This is a genomic window from Schinkia azotoformans LMG 9581, assembly GCF_000307855.1.
In the GTDB taxonomy this organism is placed as follows: Bacteria; Bacillota; Bacilli; order Bacillales; family Bacillaceae_J; genus Schinkia; species Schinkia azotoformans.
Window position 1 is genome coordinate 1 of record NZ_AJLR01000069.1, and the last position, 15,412, is coordinate 15,412.

Annotated in this window: 15 protein-coding genes and 1 riboswitch; of the genes, 7 read left to right on the forward strand and 8 right to left on the reverse strand. The window is 38.1% G+C overall.

Annotated features, from left to right (window positions below; translation table 11 throughout):
• Positions 1–193: 193 nt before the first annotated feature.
• The gene (locus BAZO_RS10420; protein ID WP_003331436.1) at positions 194–1,555 is read right to left on the reverse strand and encodes a PFL family protein; all 1,362 of its coding nucleotides are present in this window, start codon (positions 1,553–1,555) and stop codon (positions 194–196) included.
• A gap of 20 nt (positions 1,556–1,575) precedes the next feature.
• A complete protein-coding gene (locus BAZO_RS10425) occupies positions 1,576–1,851 on the reverse strand; it encodes an ACT domain-containing protein (RefSeq protein ID WP_003331437.1) in 276 nt (91 codons plus the stop codon).
• A gap of 145 nt (positions 1,852–1,996) precedes the next feature.
• Here BAZO_RS10425 and BAZO_RS10430 point away from each other — a divergent pair, with 145 nt between their 5' ends.
• Together BAZO_RS10430 and BAZO_RS10435 are read left to right on the forward strand one after the other, a co-directional pair.
• Positions 1,997–2,770: an ABC transporter ATP-binding protein gene (locus BAZO_RS10430; RefSeq protein ID WP_235786726.1), complete on the forward strand. Its 774-nt coding sequence runs from the start codon at positions 1,997–1,999 to the stop codon at positions 2,768–2,770.
• 70 nt (positions 2,771–2,840) lie between these two features.
• Positions 2,841–3,047 (forward strand): DUF1657 domain-containing protein, encoded by a 207-nt coding sequence (locus BAZO_RS10435; protein ID WP_003331439.1) that lies wholly within the window; start codon positions 2,841–2,843, stop codon positions 3,045–3,047.
• A 46-nt stretch (positions 3,048–3,093) separates the two neighbouring features.
• Here the strand turns inward: BAZO_RS10435 and BAZO_RS10440 are convergent, their stop codons facing one another.
• On the reverse strand, positions 3,094–3,441 hold the full coding sequence (locus tag BAZO_RS10440) for a DUF4363 family protein (protein WP_003331440.1): 348 nt from the start codon (positions 3,439–3,441) through the stop codon (positions 3,094–3,096).
• 75 nt (positions 3,442–3,516) lie between these two features.
• Here BAZO_RS10440 and BAZO_RS10445 point away from each other — a divergent pair, with 75 nt between their 5' ends.
• The 5 genes from BAZO_RS10445 (at position 3,517) to BAZO_RS10465 (ending at position 7,092) form a co-directional block, all read left to right on the forward strand.
• On the forward strand, positions 3,517–4,380 hold the full coding sequence (locus BAZO_RS10445) for a DUF421 domain-containing protein (RefSeq protein WP_003331442.1): 864 nt from the start codon (positions 3,517–3,519) through the stop codon (positions 4,378–4,380).
• 16 nt (positions 4,381–4,396) lie between these two features.
• A complete protein-coding gene (locus tag BAZO_RS10450) occupies positions 4,397–4,732 on the forward strand; it encodes a hypothetical protein (RefSeq protein WP_003331443.1) in 336 nt (111 codons plus the stop codon).
• A gap of 132 nt (positions 4,733–4,864) precedes the next feature.
• Entirely contained in the window at positions 4,865–5,257 is a 393-nt protein-coding gene (gene panD, locus BAZO_RS10455) for an aspartate 1-decarboxylase (protein ID WP_039957387.1), read from the forward strand.
• A 1-nt stretch (position 5,258) separates the two neighbouring features.
• Complete coding sequence (locus tag BAZO_RS10460) at positions 5,259–5,552, forward strand: YheC/YheD family protein (protein ID WP_003331445.1); 294 nt, start codon at positions 5,259–5,261, stop codon at positions 5,550–5,552.
• A gap of 271 nt (positions 5,553–5,823) precedes the next feature.
• Positions 5,824–7,092 (forward strand): bacillibactin exporter BcbE, encoded by a 1,269-nt coding sequence (locus BAZO_RS10465; RefSeq protein ID WP_003331446.1) that lies wholly within the window; start codon positions 5,824–5,826, stop codon positions 7,090–7,092.
• A 51-nt stretch (positions 7,093–7,143) separates the two neighbouring features.
• Here the strand turns inward: BAZO_RS10465 and BAZO_RS10470 are convergent, their stop codons facing one another.
• The 5 genes from BAZO_RS10470 to BAZO_RS10490 all read right to left on the reverse strand — a co-directional run bounded on the left by BAZO_RS10470 (position 7,144) and on the right by BAZO_RS10490 (position 15,227).
• A complete protein-coding gene (locus tag BAZO_RS10470) occupies positions 7,144–8,436 on the reverse strand; it encodes an NCS2 family permease (RefSeq protein ID WP_003331447.1) in 1,293 nt (430 codons plus the stop codon).
• A gap of 87 nt (positions 8,437–8,523) precedes the next feature.
• Positions 8,524–8,624, reverse strand: a riboswitch (purine riboswitch).
• Positions 8,625–8,768: 144 nt separating this feature from the next.
• Entirely contained in the window at positions 8,769–9,458 is a 690-nt protein-coding gene (narI, locus tag BAZO_RS10475) for a respiratory nitrate reductase subunit gamma (RefSeq protein ID WP_003331448.1), read from the reverse strand.
• Positions 9,455–10,009 carry a nitrate reductase molybdenum cofactor assembly chaperone gene (gene narJ / locus BAZO_RS10480; RefSeq protein ID WP_003331449.1) on the reverse strand — a complete coding sequence of 185 codons (555 nt, stop codon included), beginning with the start codon at positions 10,007–10,009 and terminating at the stop codon, positions 9,455–9,457. Before narJ ends, narI begins: the two co-directional genes overlap by 4 nt.
• 78 nt (positions 10,010–10,087) lie before the next feature.
• Positions 10,088–11,554 (reverse strand): nitrate reductase subunit beta, encoded by a 1,467-nt coding sequence (narH, locus tag BAZO_RS10485; protein WP_003331450.1) that lies wholly within the window; start codon positions 11,552–11,554, stop codon positions 10,088–10,090.
• Entirely contained in the window at positions 11,544–15,227 is a 3,684-nt protein-coding gene (locus BAZO_RS10490) for a nitrate reductase subunit alpha (protein WP_003331451.1), read from the reverse strand. Before BAZO_RS10490 ends, narH begins: the two co-directional genes overlap by 11 nt.
• Between the last annotated feature and the right edge of the window lie 185 nt (positions 15,228–15,412).

Here is a 15,412-nt window from a genome sequence, read left to right on the forward strand (position 1 = left end):
CCACGCCAAGGGCAGAACCCGCACTCCCTGTCCGCAATGTTGGAAAGCCAGTTTCGGTCCTCCTGCTATGCCTACTGCACATTAGGTCTCTATTGTTCACTAGTAAAAAGTAGCTCAATAATAAATAAGCAGAGGGCAAAAACCTCTGCTTTTTCTGATGCTAATTTGTAGCTAAGATTTGTTTTTTCGTTTTTTAGTTAATCAATGCCTGAAGTGGCGCAGGAATTCGTCCACCGCGTTTAATAAGTTTTTCAGAGCTAAAAGCATTTACTCCAATTACAGGTGCACGCCCAAGAAGTCCGCCAAACTCAACCATTTCGCCTTCAGCTTTACCTGGAACAGGGATAACGCGTACGGCTGTTGTTTTCTTATTAATCATTCCGATAGCAGCCTCGTCTGCGATCATTGCAGCAATTGTTTCAGGAGAGGCATCACCTGAAATGGCAATCATATCAAGACCTACGGAACAAACACATGTCATTGCTTCGAGCTTGGACAATGAAAGTGCACCATCCACGATCCCTTTGATCATTCCGTTATCCTCACTAACAGGGATAAAAGCACCGCTTAAGCCTCCAACATAGGAACTGGCCATTGCACCGCCTTTTTTTACGGCATCATTCATAAGCGCAAGGGCAGCAATCGTTCCATGTGTTCCAACTCGTTCTAACCCAATTTCTTCTAGAATTTCGGCAACACTATCATTCAGGGCATTGGTTGGGGCTAATGATAGGTCCATAATTCCGAATGGCACATTAAGACGCTCAGCGACAACCCGACCAATTAATTCCCCTGCACGGGTTATTTTAAACGCTGTCCGTTTAATAACATCAGAAACTTGACCAAGATCAGCCTCTGGGTAGCGCTTCAATGCATTTAAGACCACACCTGGACCGCTAACTCCTACGTTAATAACGACTTCACCTTCTCCGGCACCGTGGAAGGCACCAGCCATGAATGGATTATCCTCTACCGGATTGCAGAATACAACAAGCTTTGCACAAGCAAGACCATTTCGGTCTTTGGTTCGCTCTGCGGCTTCCTTAATGATGTTGCCCATCTGACGAACGGCGTCCATATTAATGCCAGTTCTTGTCGTTGCCACAGAAATAGAGGAACAAACCCGCTCCGTTACAGTTAAGGCTTCTGGCAGAGCATCTAATAATGTTTGATCACCTTTTGTAATTCCTTTATGTACAAGGGCAGAATATCCTCCGATGAAATCAACACCGAGCTGGTGAGCAGCTTTATCAAGTGTTTTAGCCAACTCAACGGCTTGATTGACAGTTGCATTTCCAAGAAGTTCAGCAATTGGAGTAATCGAAATCCTTTTATTAATAATGGGGATACCAAACTCCCTACTAACTTCTTCAGCCACCTCTCTTAATCTCGCCGCATGCGTTGTAATTTTATCAAAAACTTTTTTATTCATTTTATCAAAATCGGAATCGGCGCAATCCTTTAAACTGATTCCCATTGTGACTGTACGTATATCCAAATTTTCCATTTGGACCATCCGAATCGTTTCAATCATTTCATCAATTGCAATATTCATCTTCAATTATTTTCTCCCCCTTAAATACGATGCATGGCCTGGAAAATTTCTTCAAGCTGTATATTAATTTTTAATCCCATTTCCTCACTAATTCCATCAAATTTTTGTTGAAGTGAATCTAGATTCTCGATTCCGGAAACATCGACAAGCATCATCATTGTAAAAAAGTCTTGAAGAATGGTTTGGCTGATATCAAGAATATTTACTTTATTGTCAGCTAGTACATTTGTAACTTTTGCAATAATTCCAACTTGGTCTTTACCAATTACACTTACTACTGCACGTCTGTTTGTCATTTAAATCACCTCATATAATATTGGGGGAAAATAATTTTAATTGCTTTTTTATTTTATCATTACCAATTTCTACACGTTTCGTCAATATGTAATTTCGTTTATTTGGTATAATAGGAGAATTAATAGTATTTGGGGGAGGCTCATAATGATGATTTCTTTAAAAAATGTATCTAAAATATTAGATGAAAAACTAGTACTAGAAAACATAAATTGGGATATACATACCGGTGAAAATTGGGTGTTATTTGGATTAAATGGTTCCGGAAAAACAACACTTCTTTCTATTATAACTGGTTATCTTTGGACATCTTCCGGGAAAGTAACGGTATTAGGAAAAGAGTTTGGCAAGTATCCCTTGTATGAACTACGTAAGCAAATCGGCATTGTAAGTTCCGCCATCGATAATTTAATGCCTGGTTATGATTATGCGGAAAACATCGTATTAAGTGGGAAATATGCTTCATTTGGCTTGCACGAGGATCCTAATCAGGATGATATCAATTATGCTCTATCAATCATGGAACGTTTCCGTTGTACAGACCTCATTCATCGAACGTTTGAAACTTTATCACAAGGTCAAAAACAAAAAGTTATGATCATGCGGGCTTTAATGGCTAAGCCAAAACTATTAATACTTGATGAGCCATGTGCAGGATTAGACGTTCTTGCCCGTGAGCAAGTTTTGGAGTTTATAAATACACTTGGAGATGACCCTGAGGCACCGTCCATGCTTTATGTAACACACCATGTCGAAGAGATTTTGCCCGCTTTCAAGTACATTACGCTACTTCGAGCTGGACAAATATTTGCTAAAGGATTAATAAATAATATATTAACGGATCAGATATTTAGTGAATTCCTTGGCAGGGATATAAAAATTGATCAGTTCAATCACCGTAATTATCTAAAATTTGTTTAACCCCATTTATTTACAATTATATTTATTCACAAGCAGAAGATAATATAATTGATAAAGGAGGTTTTAATCAATGACAGTAGGTACACAAGTGAAACAAGCGTTAGTTAGTCTAAAGAGCGCACAAGCTGATTTTGAATCATTTGCCTTGCAAACACAGGATCAAGCTGCGAAACAGCTCTATGCTAACTGCGCTACCCAAGCAAAAGGAATGATCCAACAACTCGAAGAGCGTGTTCAATATATTGAACAGGAAGAGCCAGAGTTCCAAGGTTTTTAATGTCAAAAGTAGGGCTGTCTCTAAAAAGGGACAGCCTTTTTGATGCTTACCTGAAATAAATTGCTTTAATATAATCTTGAATTAAGACAATATTAGTTTTTGCTTCCCGTTTATCTTTTTCTTCAATCGATATTTTTAACTTAGATATTTCTTGTTCTAATTCACTGTATTCCATTTCCCCCCCTAATAATTGTAATTTCCATCTGTTTTTTTTATAAAGATCGCTAATAGCCTTTGCTTCATCTCCTGCTTTTTCCCATTGTGAATGATTAAGTAGGTCCATAATTTCCTCGGATTTTTGGTAAATGGGCTTATTTTTTATTTTTTCATCGGAACATCCTACTAGGATAAAAAAACAAACAGACATCATGATGAATTTTAGATTAACTTGCATAAATTCCTCCGATAAGTATTTTTCTAATTATTTTATCCAATAATAAAAAAGATATTAAACAGGATGGAGATTGTCATGACTGAATATGAAGTAATACTTGTTCGCTCACTTGCTTCTTTTATTATTATTTTTATCCTTGCCAGAATCCTTGGTAAATCACAGATATCACAACTAACATTCTTCGACTATGTAATTGGAATTACAATTGGCAATATGGCTGCTGCTGTTGGAATAGATTCTTCAGTTGAATTTTTAAATGGAATAATTGGACTTTTAGTATATACGTCTTTGTCGATCCTTCTTGCTTTTGGGGCCATAAAATCTTATCGGTTTAGGAAAATTGTCGAAGGGAGCCCAACCATTCTTATTAAAGAAGGAAGGGTATTGGAGAAAAACCTCTTAAAAAGTAAATTAACCTATAATGATCTAATGGCAGGTCTTAGGGAGAAAAACGCTTTTAAATTATCTGAAATTGAATTAGCAGTGTTAGAAACAGATGGGCAAATGAGTGTTATGAAAAAAGCGGAATATGAACCTTTAACTCCAAAGGACCTTAATATGACCGTTGAAGAGGAACATAAACCATCCATGATCATTATCGATGGGTCACTAATGGAAAAACGATTACATTATTTAGGCTATTCAAAAGAATGGGTTCTTGGGGAAATAATGAAGAAGGGGGCAAACTCTATTGATGATGTATTTTTAGCCCAAATTGATTCCCAGGGAAACGTATATGTTGATTTATATGATGATAATATTAAAACTCAACAAATCAAACAAAAACCGCTTCTGGCTGCTCAATTAAGAAAAATACAAGCTAATTTAGAAGGCTTTGCCTTACAAACGGATGATGTTGCTGCAAAGCAAATGTATTATAACCAATCAAAAGAACTGCAAAATTTAATTCACCAAATTAATCCATATCTTAAAGAATAGTGGGGAGGTGTAGATCGTGATTATTTATGTTTATCAAACATTTGAGATAAAACAAGAGAAGTTTAAGGAAGGGCTCGAAAATTTAACCGAAATTAAAAATTTTCGAAATGAAAAATATGATCATAAGGTAGATATATTAACACCTATTACTGGAAAGGATTATACATATGCCCTTCTTGCAACATATGATGGATTGGCTGAAATGGAGTTACAAAACAAAAAGATGTTTGATGACGAAGAGTATTTGAAATTAATTGGTGATTTTTTTCTAGAAAACATCATACAGGGTAGCATGACCACTCAGTTATATCGTTCGATGAGTGATAAGAAACAGAATAAGGAACAGGATTGATTTGTCTTTTAACACGAGGGAACTTTATAATCCCTCGTTTTTTTTATCTATAACCTGATGTACATTAAGCACCATTCGATGGAACTTTGTGTAGTATAACCATGTAATATGCCACTAAAAGGAGTGATTTCACTGAAACGTTTGATGTGTAAAGGAAAAATTCATAGAGCGACCGTTACAGAGGCTAATCTTGATTATCCAGGTAGCGTTACGATTGATAAAGAACTTATGATAGCAGCTAATATTTTCCCTTATGAAATGGTTCAAATAACGAATCTCCGAAATGCAGCAAGGTGGAAAACATATGCAATTCCAGGGCATCCTGGATCAGGTACGATTTGTTTAAATGGTCCTCCAGCACATTTATTTAAAGAGAATGATGTTGCCATTATCTTAAGTTTGGGTTTATTCGAGGAAGGAGAGGTTCTTCAATTAAAACCTGTTGTCGTAAATGTTGATAATGAAAACAAAATAACTAATATTCATCACTATGATTTATCTGAGTGGATGAGTAAGGAGGATTAAATTGGCCTCAATTGTTGATCCAGAGAGATTTTTTATAAATAAATGGGAAATGTATAAAATTTTAAAAACATCCGCTATTAAAGAATTTAATTTTCCTGAAACAGATGTATTGAGTATTGAATCGTTAAATCGAATGTTAAATAGATATTTATGTTTATATGTCAAGTCTGTTTCTACCTGGGGTGGGGAAAAAATCGGGAAAATTGAAAAACAAGAAAATGGTTATGGCTTGATAATACAGTCAATAACAAATAACTCTTATGCAAGCATAGACGATTTGTATAACTGTGGTTAATTGAGGTAAATACTGATGATGTTTTTGGGGGGCCAGAACAAAAATTGTTTTCTATGCTACCTGACAAAAGCATCTATGACCGGCTCACTAATAGAAGTCAAAAAATACATGAACAATGGTTACATTATATTTTTGAATCTTATGAGGAATTATTAAAGAATCAATCAAACAATTAAGAATGGAGGAAGGATAATTTATCACCGATTGACCATATTAAGATTAATGTAAAATAATTAATCGCGATAAAATAATATAAAAAGGCGTGTCACAGATGGATTATGTTGAAAACCTTCATGCTGTTAAGATGAAAAAGGGCTCAAAACGTGATTCCAAGGCTAAACCTAATAATCAAAAATGGGCTGTATTATCTATTTCATCCATTCCACTTGTTATGACACTAGGGAATTCGATGCTTATTCCAGTCCTCCCTGTTATGGAAAGTAAATTGAAGATTACAGCTTTTCAAGCGAGTATGATTATTACGATTTACTCGATTGTTGCGATCCTTCTTATTCCTCTTGCAGGATTCCTGTCTGATCATATTGGGAGAAAGAAGGTCATAATCCCTAGTCTGATGATATCGGCTATTGGCGGACTAATTGCGGCATGGGCAGGCTGGAAAATGGATAACCCATATTGGGTTATATTAATCGGTCGAGCATTACAGGGGGTTGGTGCAGCAGGAGCCTTTCCTATTGTGCTACCGCTCGTTGGTGATATGTTTAAAAGTGATGAAGAGGTTAGCAGCTCATTAGGGCTAATTGAAACATCCAATACCCTTGGTAAAGTACTGAGTCCGATTTTAGGAGCCTTTTTAGCAGGAGTTATTTGGTATCTTCCTTTCTTTTCCATTCCAGTTTTTTGCTTGATTTCAATTTTACTTATGTTTTTCTTAGTGAAAACTCCGAATAAGCGGCAAAAACCGATTCCTTTCAAAAAGTTTATAGCCAATATGAAGGATACTTTTAAAAATAACTGGAAATGGCTATACGCTGTGTTTTTGATTGGGATTATTTTAATGTTTGTATTGTTTGCTGTTTTATTTTATTTATCTGATTTTTTGGAAAAGGTTTATAGGGTAAAGGATGTAAAAAAGGGCCTTCTGTTAGCAATACCATTGGGGGGCCTATGTTTTGCCTCGTATATTACTGGTAAATTAATTAAAGAAAATAAAGTGCTGATGAAATGGCTTACCTTTGGAGGAATTGTTTTACTATCTAGTTCTACAGCAGTACTGAGCTTTTCTAAAGATATGTGGTTTATGATTTGGTTATTTTTAGCCGCTGGAATTGGGATAGGGGTAGCTTTACCATGCCTTGATGCATTCATAACATCAGGAATCGATAAATCAGAACGTGGAACGGTATCATCGATATACAGTTCGATGAGATTTATAGGTGTGGCAGCGGGGCCCCCACTAATGGCTATTATGATGAAGAATGCGGAAAACTCTCTTTTTTATATATTAGCAGGACTAAGTATTATTGCAGCTATTGCAACATTTATGGCAATTAAGCCGGAAGAAGAATCATCGACATAAGAAAGGCCGGTTCATCAAAAATGATCGGCCTTTCTTTTCGGATTTAAATTATTAAACAAAAATAAAGTAACAGGCAAATAGAAGAGCAAGTACATACATAATCGGATGTATTTCACGATATCGTTTTTGTGATAGTAATGCTAGTGGATAAAGAATAAAACCAAGGGCAATTCCTGTTGCCACACTATAGGTTAACGGCATCATGATGATTGTAACAAAGGCTGGGATGACGACCTCTATCTTATTCCAATTAACCTTACTCACTTCCATTGCCATCAATGCTCCTACGATGATAAGAGCAGGGGCTGTAACCTCGGGCGTTATGACTGATAATATCGGTGAAAAAAATAGAGCAATAAAAAAACAAGTCGAAATAATGACGGATGTAAATCCTGTTCTGCCACCGACGGCAATTCCAGCCGAAGATTCTACAAAGGAAGCAGTTGTCGAAGTACCTAAAACAGCCCCGACAACACCAGAAGTAGAGTCAGCAAGTAATGCTCGTCCAATATTAGGAATTTGGTTATTTTTCATTAAGCCGGCTTGACTGGCAACCGCAATAAGGGCCCCGGCTGTATCAAAGAAAGCGACAAATAAGAAGGTAAAAATAACAGCCAATAGTTGTGGACTTAGAATCCTATCTAAATTAGAAAAGACAACACCAAAGGTTGGTTCAAGACTAGGAATAGTACCTACAATCGAAGAAGGGATATCAATTAAGCCAATGATCATCCCGATTATTGTTGTAATGACCATTCCGTAAAAGATTGCTCCATGAATACCGCGCACTAACATTAAAACAGTTATTACAAAACCAATGACAGCTAGTGCTGTTAGAGGTGAAGTTAAGTCCCCAATTGATACAAATGTTGCTTCATTGGAAACAATAATTCCTGCATTTTTTAGACCGACAAAGGCCACGAAGAAACCAATTCCGCCAGCAATAGCAAACTTTAAATCCTGCGGAATAGCATTGATAATTTTTTCACGGATTTTAAACAAGCTTAAGATTACGAAAATAATGCTGGCTACAAACACACCTGTTAAGGCGACTTCCCATTTGATGCCCATTCCGATACAAACTGAGAATGTGAAAAATGAGTTTAAACCCATACTCGGAGCTATTCCAATTGGAAAGTTTGCTAGTATTCCAATTAATAATGTTCCAACAATGGCAGAAAGGGCAGTAGCTGTAAATACGGCACCTTGGTCCATACCTGATTGACTAAGAATAATCGGATTTACGACCAGAATATAAGCCATAGAAAGGAAAGTTGTAATCCCTGCCAACGTTTCTTTTTTGTAGGTTGTCTGTCGTTCTTTAAATTGAAAAAATTTCTCCATGGTGTCTTTCCCCTTTGAATGATATAAAATAAAAAAACTTTGGTAAAATAGCTACCAAAGTTTTATTCTACAAAGGAAATAGGAAGTATGACACTTTCTAATCCTTGTAGACAAGCTATTTATGGTAGCTGGTAGAAACGTTCAAGCCGTATTCTTGAACTTATACAAGGTTGTTAATTATATAGATATAATAGATTAAATGTTATCAATTGAAGGGATATTCGTCAATAACAATCAAAATTGTTGTTATATTGTATTTATTTTGATTTTAACTGTTTTATAGTAAAACAAAGCCGCTGGAATAATCCGAGCGGCTTTGTTAAAAGTAGGGTTTATAGGCTTTGCTGCTTTGGCTCGCGCTTTCTGTAAATAACATAACTGCGTGTTAAATAACGAAGAGGTACACTAAATACGTGTACAAGACGTGTAAATGGCCATGCAGCAAAGAGTCCCATTGCCGCAATCATATGAATTTTAAACCACAGGGGTACCTCTGTAAGCAAGCTTGCATCCGCTTGTAACATTAAAACACCTCTTAACCAAGGTCCAATTGTTGTACGATAATCGAAACCATGTGAATCTAAATTTAATAATGTTGCTGACATACCAGATAAAATGACGATCAGTAAGAAAAATAGGGAAACCCAATCTCCTTTCGTACTCGTCTGAAGGATGCGTTTTACCGTCATACGGCGGTTTGTAAGAATGATAATCCCAAGCGTTGCCGCTATACCAGCGGGAATTCCACCAAGAAGAGCAATCGTATGGTATTGGTGTTCGTTAACTCCCATTGCTTCGTAAACTCCAATCGGAATTAATAATCCCATAACATGTCCGCCAAAGACAAAGATAATTCCCCAATGAAATAGATTGCTGCCTACGCGAAGTAGCTTTTTCTCTAAAAGCTGACTTGATTTAGTTGTCCAGCCAAATTGATCATGATTGTAACGATAAATATGACCGCCAATGAAAATTGTGAGCACAATGTAGGGGAGGACGACCCATAAAAATTGATTAATCAAAGAGCTTCACTCCTTTGTCGCGTATTAGTTATACCTGCTTTACCAAGCTCCAACAATATCGCCTTGATAATATGACCATAAAGGTTTTTGCCAGAATCCAAGTTTTTAGAAACTTCTTCAATATTGGAAAGATATCTTTCGAATATCGTCTTCATCGCTGCTTCATCAACCTGTCCAGCAAATTCAAGCATAATCGGTAAATAATCAGGCAATTCTTTGTCAGTTACATCAAAACCATGTAGCTTGTAAAAGTTTTTAAGGAATAATAGCTCCATTCCCCGTTCACGTTGTTCCCCATTAGACATATAGGTAAGATACAGATTTGTCTTTTTGCCAAAATCAAATGTGTTAATATAGGTAGTAACTAGTTTTGACAAGGATTGCTTTTTTGCCTTTTCACAATATTTTTGTAGCTCCTGTTTAGTTTCAGAACTTTGAATGGAACCAATTTCCTCTAGAACCTCCGGAAGTGAATCCATAAATTCTTGATCAGGATAGTTTAATAAGTATGAGCAAATCTGAAAGGTTAGCTGGCTATCTGTATTATTCATAGTTTTCACCCACTTTCTATTGTCTAGCTCCAGCGCCCAGTGACTCGTAAACGTCGCTTAACGGGCGCTTCCGCTTTTCTATAGTGTTCCACAAGAACCTGGTCCGCCTGCAAATGCTAAACCGCAGCTTCCTTGCTCATCGTAAAGATCAGCAACGTGTTCACGATGGGAAGCAGGGATCACAAAACGATCTTCATATTTTGCTATAGCAAGTAGACGGTACATATCTTTAATATCTTGTTCTTTTAAGCCCAATTGTTCTACAACCCCAACATTTGGCTGTTTGTTCGTTTGCAAACTTCTCATATATGTTCTCATGACCGCCATCTTCTTTAATACTTGACGGATATGGGATTGATCTCCTGCCGTTAATAGGTTGGCAAGATACTCAATCGGTATTCTCATTTCATCGATAGCAGGGAAGATGTCTTCCGCATTTGATGTACTTCCAACGCCTTCAAACATATTCATGATTGGACTGAGTGGTGGAATATACCATACCATTGGCATTGTCCGATATTCCGGATGAAGGGGAAGTGCTATTTTCCAATCAATGATCATTTTGTAGATTGGTGATTTTTGAGCAGCTTCGATGAATTCATTTGGAATGCCTTCTGCTTTTGCCTGCTTAATGACCTCAGGATCATTTGGATCTAGGAAAATCCCTAATTGAGCATGATATAAGTCCTTTTCATCAGCTAATGCTGCTTCTTCCACTTTGTCAGCGTCATATAGCATAACACCGAGGTAACGAATACGTCCTACGCAAGTTTCGGAACAGATGGTTGGCATACCAGCTTCAATTCTTGGAAAGCAAAGTGTACATTTTTCTGCTTTATTTGTTTGCCAGTTAAAATAAACCTTTTTATATGGACATGAAGATACGCAATGTCTCCATGCGCGGCAAGCGTTTTGGTCGACAAGGACAATTCCATCTTCATCACGTTTATACATAGCACCAGATGGGCAGGCACTAACGCAAGATGGATTTATGCAGTGTTCACAAATTCTTGGCAGGTACATCATGAATACATCTTCAAATTCCGTCTTAATTTGCTCTTCCATTTTTTCAACGTTAGGGTCCCTAAGACCTGTAACGTGAGCACCAGCAAGGTCATCCTCCCAGTTCGGTCCCCAAAGAATTTCCATATATTCTCCCGTTAAAGAAGACTTTGGACGGGCAACCGGCTGTGTTTTTCGCTCAGGGCTGTTTGTTAATGTTTCATAATCATAGGTCCAAGGCTCATAGTAATCATCGATTTCAGGAAGATTAGGGTTAGCAAACAAATTTAGTAAGCGATTTGTTTTTGTACCTGATTTTAATTGCAGTTTGCCGTTTTTAACTTCCCAGCCGCCGCGATAATGCTCTTGATCTTCCCAACGTTTTGGATAACCGATACCTGGTTTTGTTTCAACGTTGTTAAAATACATATATTCTGCACCTGGACGATTTGTCCAGGTGTTTTTGCAAGTTACACTACATGTATGGCAGCCAATACATTTATCTAAATTCATGACCATGCCGATCTGTGCTTTAATCTTCAAGCCAATCAACCTCCTTCAGTTTACGGATCACAACGTTTAAGTCACGTTGGTTTCCTGTCGGTCCATAGTAGTTAAAGCCGTAGCTTAATTGTCCATAGCCGCCAATCATATGGGTTGGCTTCATATGAATTCGCGTAGGGCTATTATGTGTTCCCCCACGATTACCTGTTAATTTTGATCCCGGTACGTTGATATGACGGTCTTGTGCGTGATGCATAAAGGCCATACCACGTGGAAGTCTGTGCGAAACGACAGCTCTCGCTACAACAACTCCATTACGGTTAAAGCATTCAATCCAGTCGTTATCTTCGATACCAACCTCTTCTGCATCATCTTTGTTCATCCAAACAGTTGGACCGCCGCGGAAGAGGGTTAACATTGGCTGTGAGTCGAAATACATACTATGAATGGACCATTTATTATGCGGTGTTAAATAGTTCAATACGATTTCTTTTCCCTCAACTTCAGGGCGATTTTTTCTGAATGGCTTCGGCTGTAAGATTGGCTTAAATGTTGCCATCGCTTCGCCGAATTCCTGCATCATTTCATGATCCACATAGAAAGATTGTCTTCCTGTTACAGTTCTCCAAGGAATCAAACGTTCTACATTTGTTGTAAATGGAGAATAGCGTCTTCCTCCTTTTTCAGAACCACTGAAGGCGGGGGAAGTAATAACCGTTTTTGGTTGTGCTGTAATTTGCTCGAACGTAAAGCATTCTTCTTCACGCTCAGCAGCTAAGTCCACTAATTCAAGATCAGTAGTCTTTTCAAGTGCTTCCCAAGCCTTTACAGCCATTCTACCGTTAGAAGTAGACGATAAAGTCAATACGGCTTCACAGGCATTTTTAGCTGTGCTGATGTTAGGGCATCCGTCACCAACACCGCCGCTGACCGTACCAAGCACGTTTTTCAACTTTTCATATTCCTCTGCTGCAGACCATGAGATTCCCTTAATTCCATGTGGTGCATTTTTCACGTTTGGACCGATAGAAATCCATTTATCGTAAATAAGTTTATAATCTCTTTCGACAACATGAATTTGTGGCATAGTTTTGCCAGGAATTGGCTCACATTCACCTTTCGACCAGTCCTTAATTGCACCTAGTGGCTGTGCTAACTCCTGCGGTGTATCATGTAGAAGCGGAGTAGCGACAACTTCCTTCATTGGGTCCAGATTTAGATCTGTCGCCATTTCAGATACGGTTTTTGCCATCGATTTAAAAATTTCCCAGTCAGAACGTGCTTCCCATGGAGTTGAAATAGCCGGATTAAACGGATGAATAAATGGATGCATATCCGTACTATTTAAATCATGTTTTTCATACCAAGTTGCTGCCGGAAGGATGATATCTGAATAAAGGGCTGTACCAGCCATACGGAAATCTAAATTAATCAATAGATCAAGTTTTCCTTCCGGTGCTTGATCATGCCATTTTACTTCTTCTGGACGTAAGCTTTCCGCATCATCATTTAATAATCCGTTCGTTGTACCTAGTAGGTGTTTTAAGAAATATTCGTGGCCTTTACCGGAACTTGAAATCAAGTTGGAGCGCCATACAAATAGATTTCTCGGGAAGTTGATTGGATTATCTGGATCTTCAATTGCAAACTGTAATTTTCTTTCTTTTAGCTGTTTAGCAACAAATAGACCAATTTCTTGTGGAGAGCTAGCCCCTGATGCAACTGCTTCTTTATATAAGTCAATGCCATTTTGATTAAATGTTGGGTAGGATGGGAGCCATCCTAGTCTTGCTGCCATCACATTGTAATCGGCATAATGATTATAGCGAGCCTTCTCGTAAATCGGCGAAATATGGTCGCTTACCGGTTGTTCTTCATAACGCCATTGGTCCGTTACAAAGTAGAAGAAAGATGTACCATTTTGTAATTTCGCTGGACCTGTCCAATCCTTTGCTGTTGCAATAGTTTGCCATCCTTCTGCTGGTCTTAGCTTCTCTTGACCAACATAGTGCGCCCAACCGCCTCCGTTCACACCTTGGGAACCAACTAATAAAACAAGGTTTAAGACAGCACGGTAAATTGTATCAGAGTTAAACCAATGGTTTATACCTGCACCGACAATGATCATCGAACGACCATTTGTATCAAGTGAATTTTGTGCAAATTCACGAGCGATTTTTGTAATAAGCTCTTTCTTTACTCCAGTCGTGTTTTCTGCCCAAGCTGGTGTAAACGGAATGTTATCATCTAATGCTTTTGCCGCATGATCACCAAGACCGCGGTTTATTCCATAGTTGGCAAGAGTTAGGTCAAAGACAGTTGTCGTATAGAATACTTCACTGTTATTCTCTACTTTTCTTATTGGAACATTGCGGTACAATACTTCATTGCCTTGATGTGAGAAGTATGGAAGTTTGACAGTTGCTATTTCTTCCTCAATACCTTGGAAGGATAGTCGAGGATCAAAGCCTTCTCCAGTTTCCTCATCAACCATTTTTAAATTCCATTTTGCTTTGCCTTCCCAACGAGCGCCCATTGTGCCATGAGGGATGACGAGTTTTCCATTCTTTTCATCAAATAAGACTGGTTTAAATTCACCATTTTGCACTTCTTTACCTAGGTCATTTGCGTTTAAGAAACGATCAGGAAGGAAGTGGTCGCCATCCTTTTTCAATGTAACGACGAATGGGAAATCAGTGTATTGCTTCGCATAGTTGATAAAATAATCATGCTGATTTTCTACATAAAATTCTTTTAAAATAACATGGCCCATAGCCATTGCTAACGCACCGTCGGCACCTTGCTTGACCTTCATCCAGTCATCCGCAAATTTAGTTGATTCAGCGTAATCAGGGCTTACGGACACAACTTTTGTACCACGATAGCGAACTTCGGCTAAGAAGTGAGCATCAGGTGTACGGGTTTGCGGTACATTCGAACCCCAAGTCATGATGTAGCCGGAATTATACCAGTCACTACTTTCTGGTACGTCAGTTTGATCTCCCCATATTTGAGGGGAAGCAGGTGGGAGGTCTGCATACCAATCATAAAAGCTTAACATTGGACCACCGATTAGTGACATAAAGCGACCGCCGCCAGCATAGCTAAGCATCGACATAGCAGGTATCGGAGAAAATCCAACATTGCGGTCAGGCCCATATTTGATTATCGTATATAAAATCGAAGCGGCTATAAGTTTTAAAACCTCATCCCACTCAGCACGTACTAGGCCGCCTTTTCCTCTTGCTTGTTTGTACGCTTTTGCTTTTTCAGGATTTTCAACAATGCTTTTCCATGCATCAAGTGGTGTAGAGTTTTCTTTTAAAGCCTCACGCCACATGTTTAATAAAATACCGCGAACATATGGGTATTTAACACGAAGTGGACTGTAGATATACCAAGAAAAGCTTGCCCCACGCGGACAGCCGCGCGGTTCGAAATCAGGCATATCAGGACCTGTTGAAGGATAATTAAGATTCTGTCCTTCCCAAGTCACAATCCCGTTCTTTACAAAAATATTCCAGCTGCATGATCCGGTACAGTTTACACCATGTGTAGAACGAACTACCTTATCGTGCTGCCAACGGTTGCGATATGCTTGCTCCCAGTCACGATTTTCATATGTGGTCTGACTATGATTATTAGCTTGTTTTTCAATAGGAGTTAAATATTTTAAGCGATTTAGTAATGGGGAACGCCGATTATTTTTCATAAAAATCTCTCCTCACTTCAAATTTTCTAAACATCTTGTATTAGAATGTTTGAATCATTTCCTAATGACTATGAAACAATAAAGATAGGACCCTAAACAGTGAGTTTGTTCACACAATCGGCATTTGTCACAAAAAAGACACAAATTGCCGAAAAAACATTGTAGATTACATAAAAATTTTTGTC

Excerpts from the sequence above, each read along its gene's own strand:
- BAZO_RS10420 (WP_003331436.1), bottom strand. The coding sequence starts at position 1,555 with ATGAATATTGCAATTGATGAAATGATTGAAACGATTCGGATGGTCCAA.
- BAZO_RS10425 (WP_003331437.1), bottom strand. The coding sequence starts at position 1,851 with ATGACAAACAGACGTGCAGTAGTAAGTGTAATTGGTAAAGACCAAGTT.
- BAZO_RS10430 (WP_235786726.1), top strand. The coding sequence starts at position 1,997 with ATGATGATTTCTTTAAAAAATGTATCTAAAATATTAGATGAAAAACTA.
- BAZO_RS10435 (WP_003331439.1), top strand. The coding sequence starts at position 2,841 with ATGACAGTAGGTACACAAGTGAAACAAGCGTTAGTTAGTCTAAAGAGC.
- BAZO_RS10440 (WP_003331440.1), bottom strand. The coding sequence starts at position 3,441 with ATGCAAGTTAATCTAAAATTCATCATGATGTCTGTTTGTTTTTTTATC.
- BAZO_RS10445 (WP_003331442.1), top strand. The coding sequence starts at position 3,517 with ATGACTGAATATGAAGTAATACTTGTTCGCTCACTTGCTTCTTTTATT.
- BAZO_RS10465 (WP_003331446.1), top strand. The coding sequence starts at position 5,824 with ATGGATTATGTTGAAAACCTTCATGCTGTTAAGATGAAAAAGGGCTCA.
- BAZO_RS10470 (WP_003331447.1), bottom strand. The coding sequence starts at position 8,436 with ATGGAGAAATTTTTTCAATTTAAAGAACGACAGACAACCTACAAAAAA.
- narJ (WP_003331449.1), bottom strand. The coding sequence starts at position 10,009 with ATGAATAATACAGATAGCCAGCTAACCTTTCAGATTTGCTCATACTTA.
- BAZO_RS10490 (WP_003331451.1), bottom strand. The coding sequence starts at position 15,227 with ATGAAAAATAATCGGCGTTCCCCATTACTAAATCGCTTAAAATATTTA.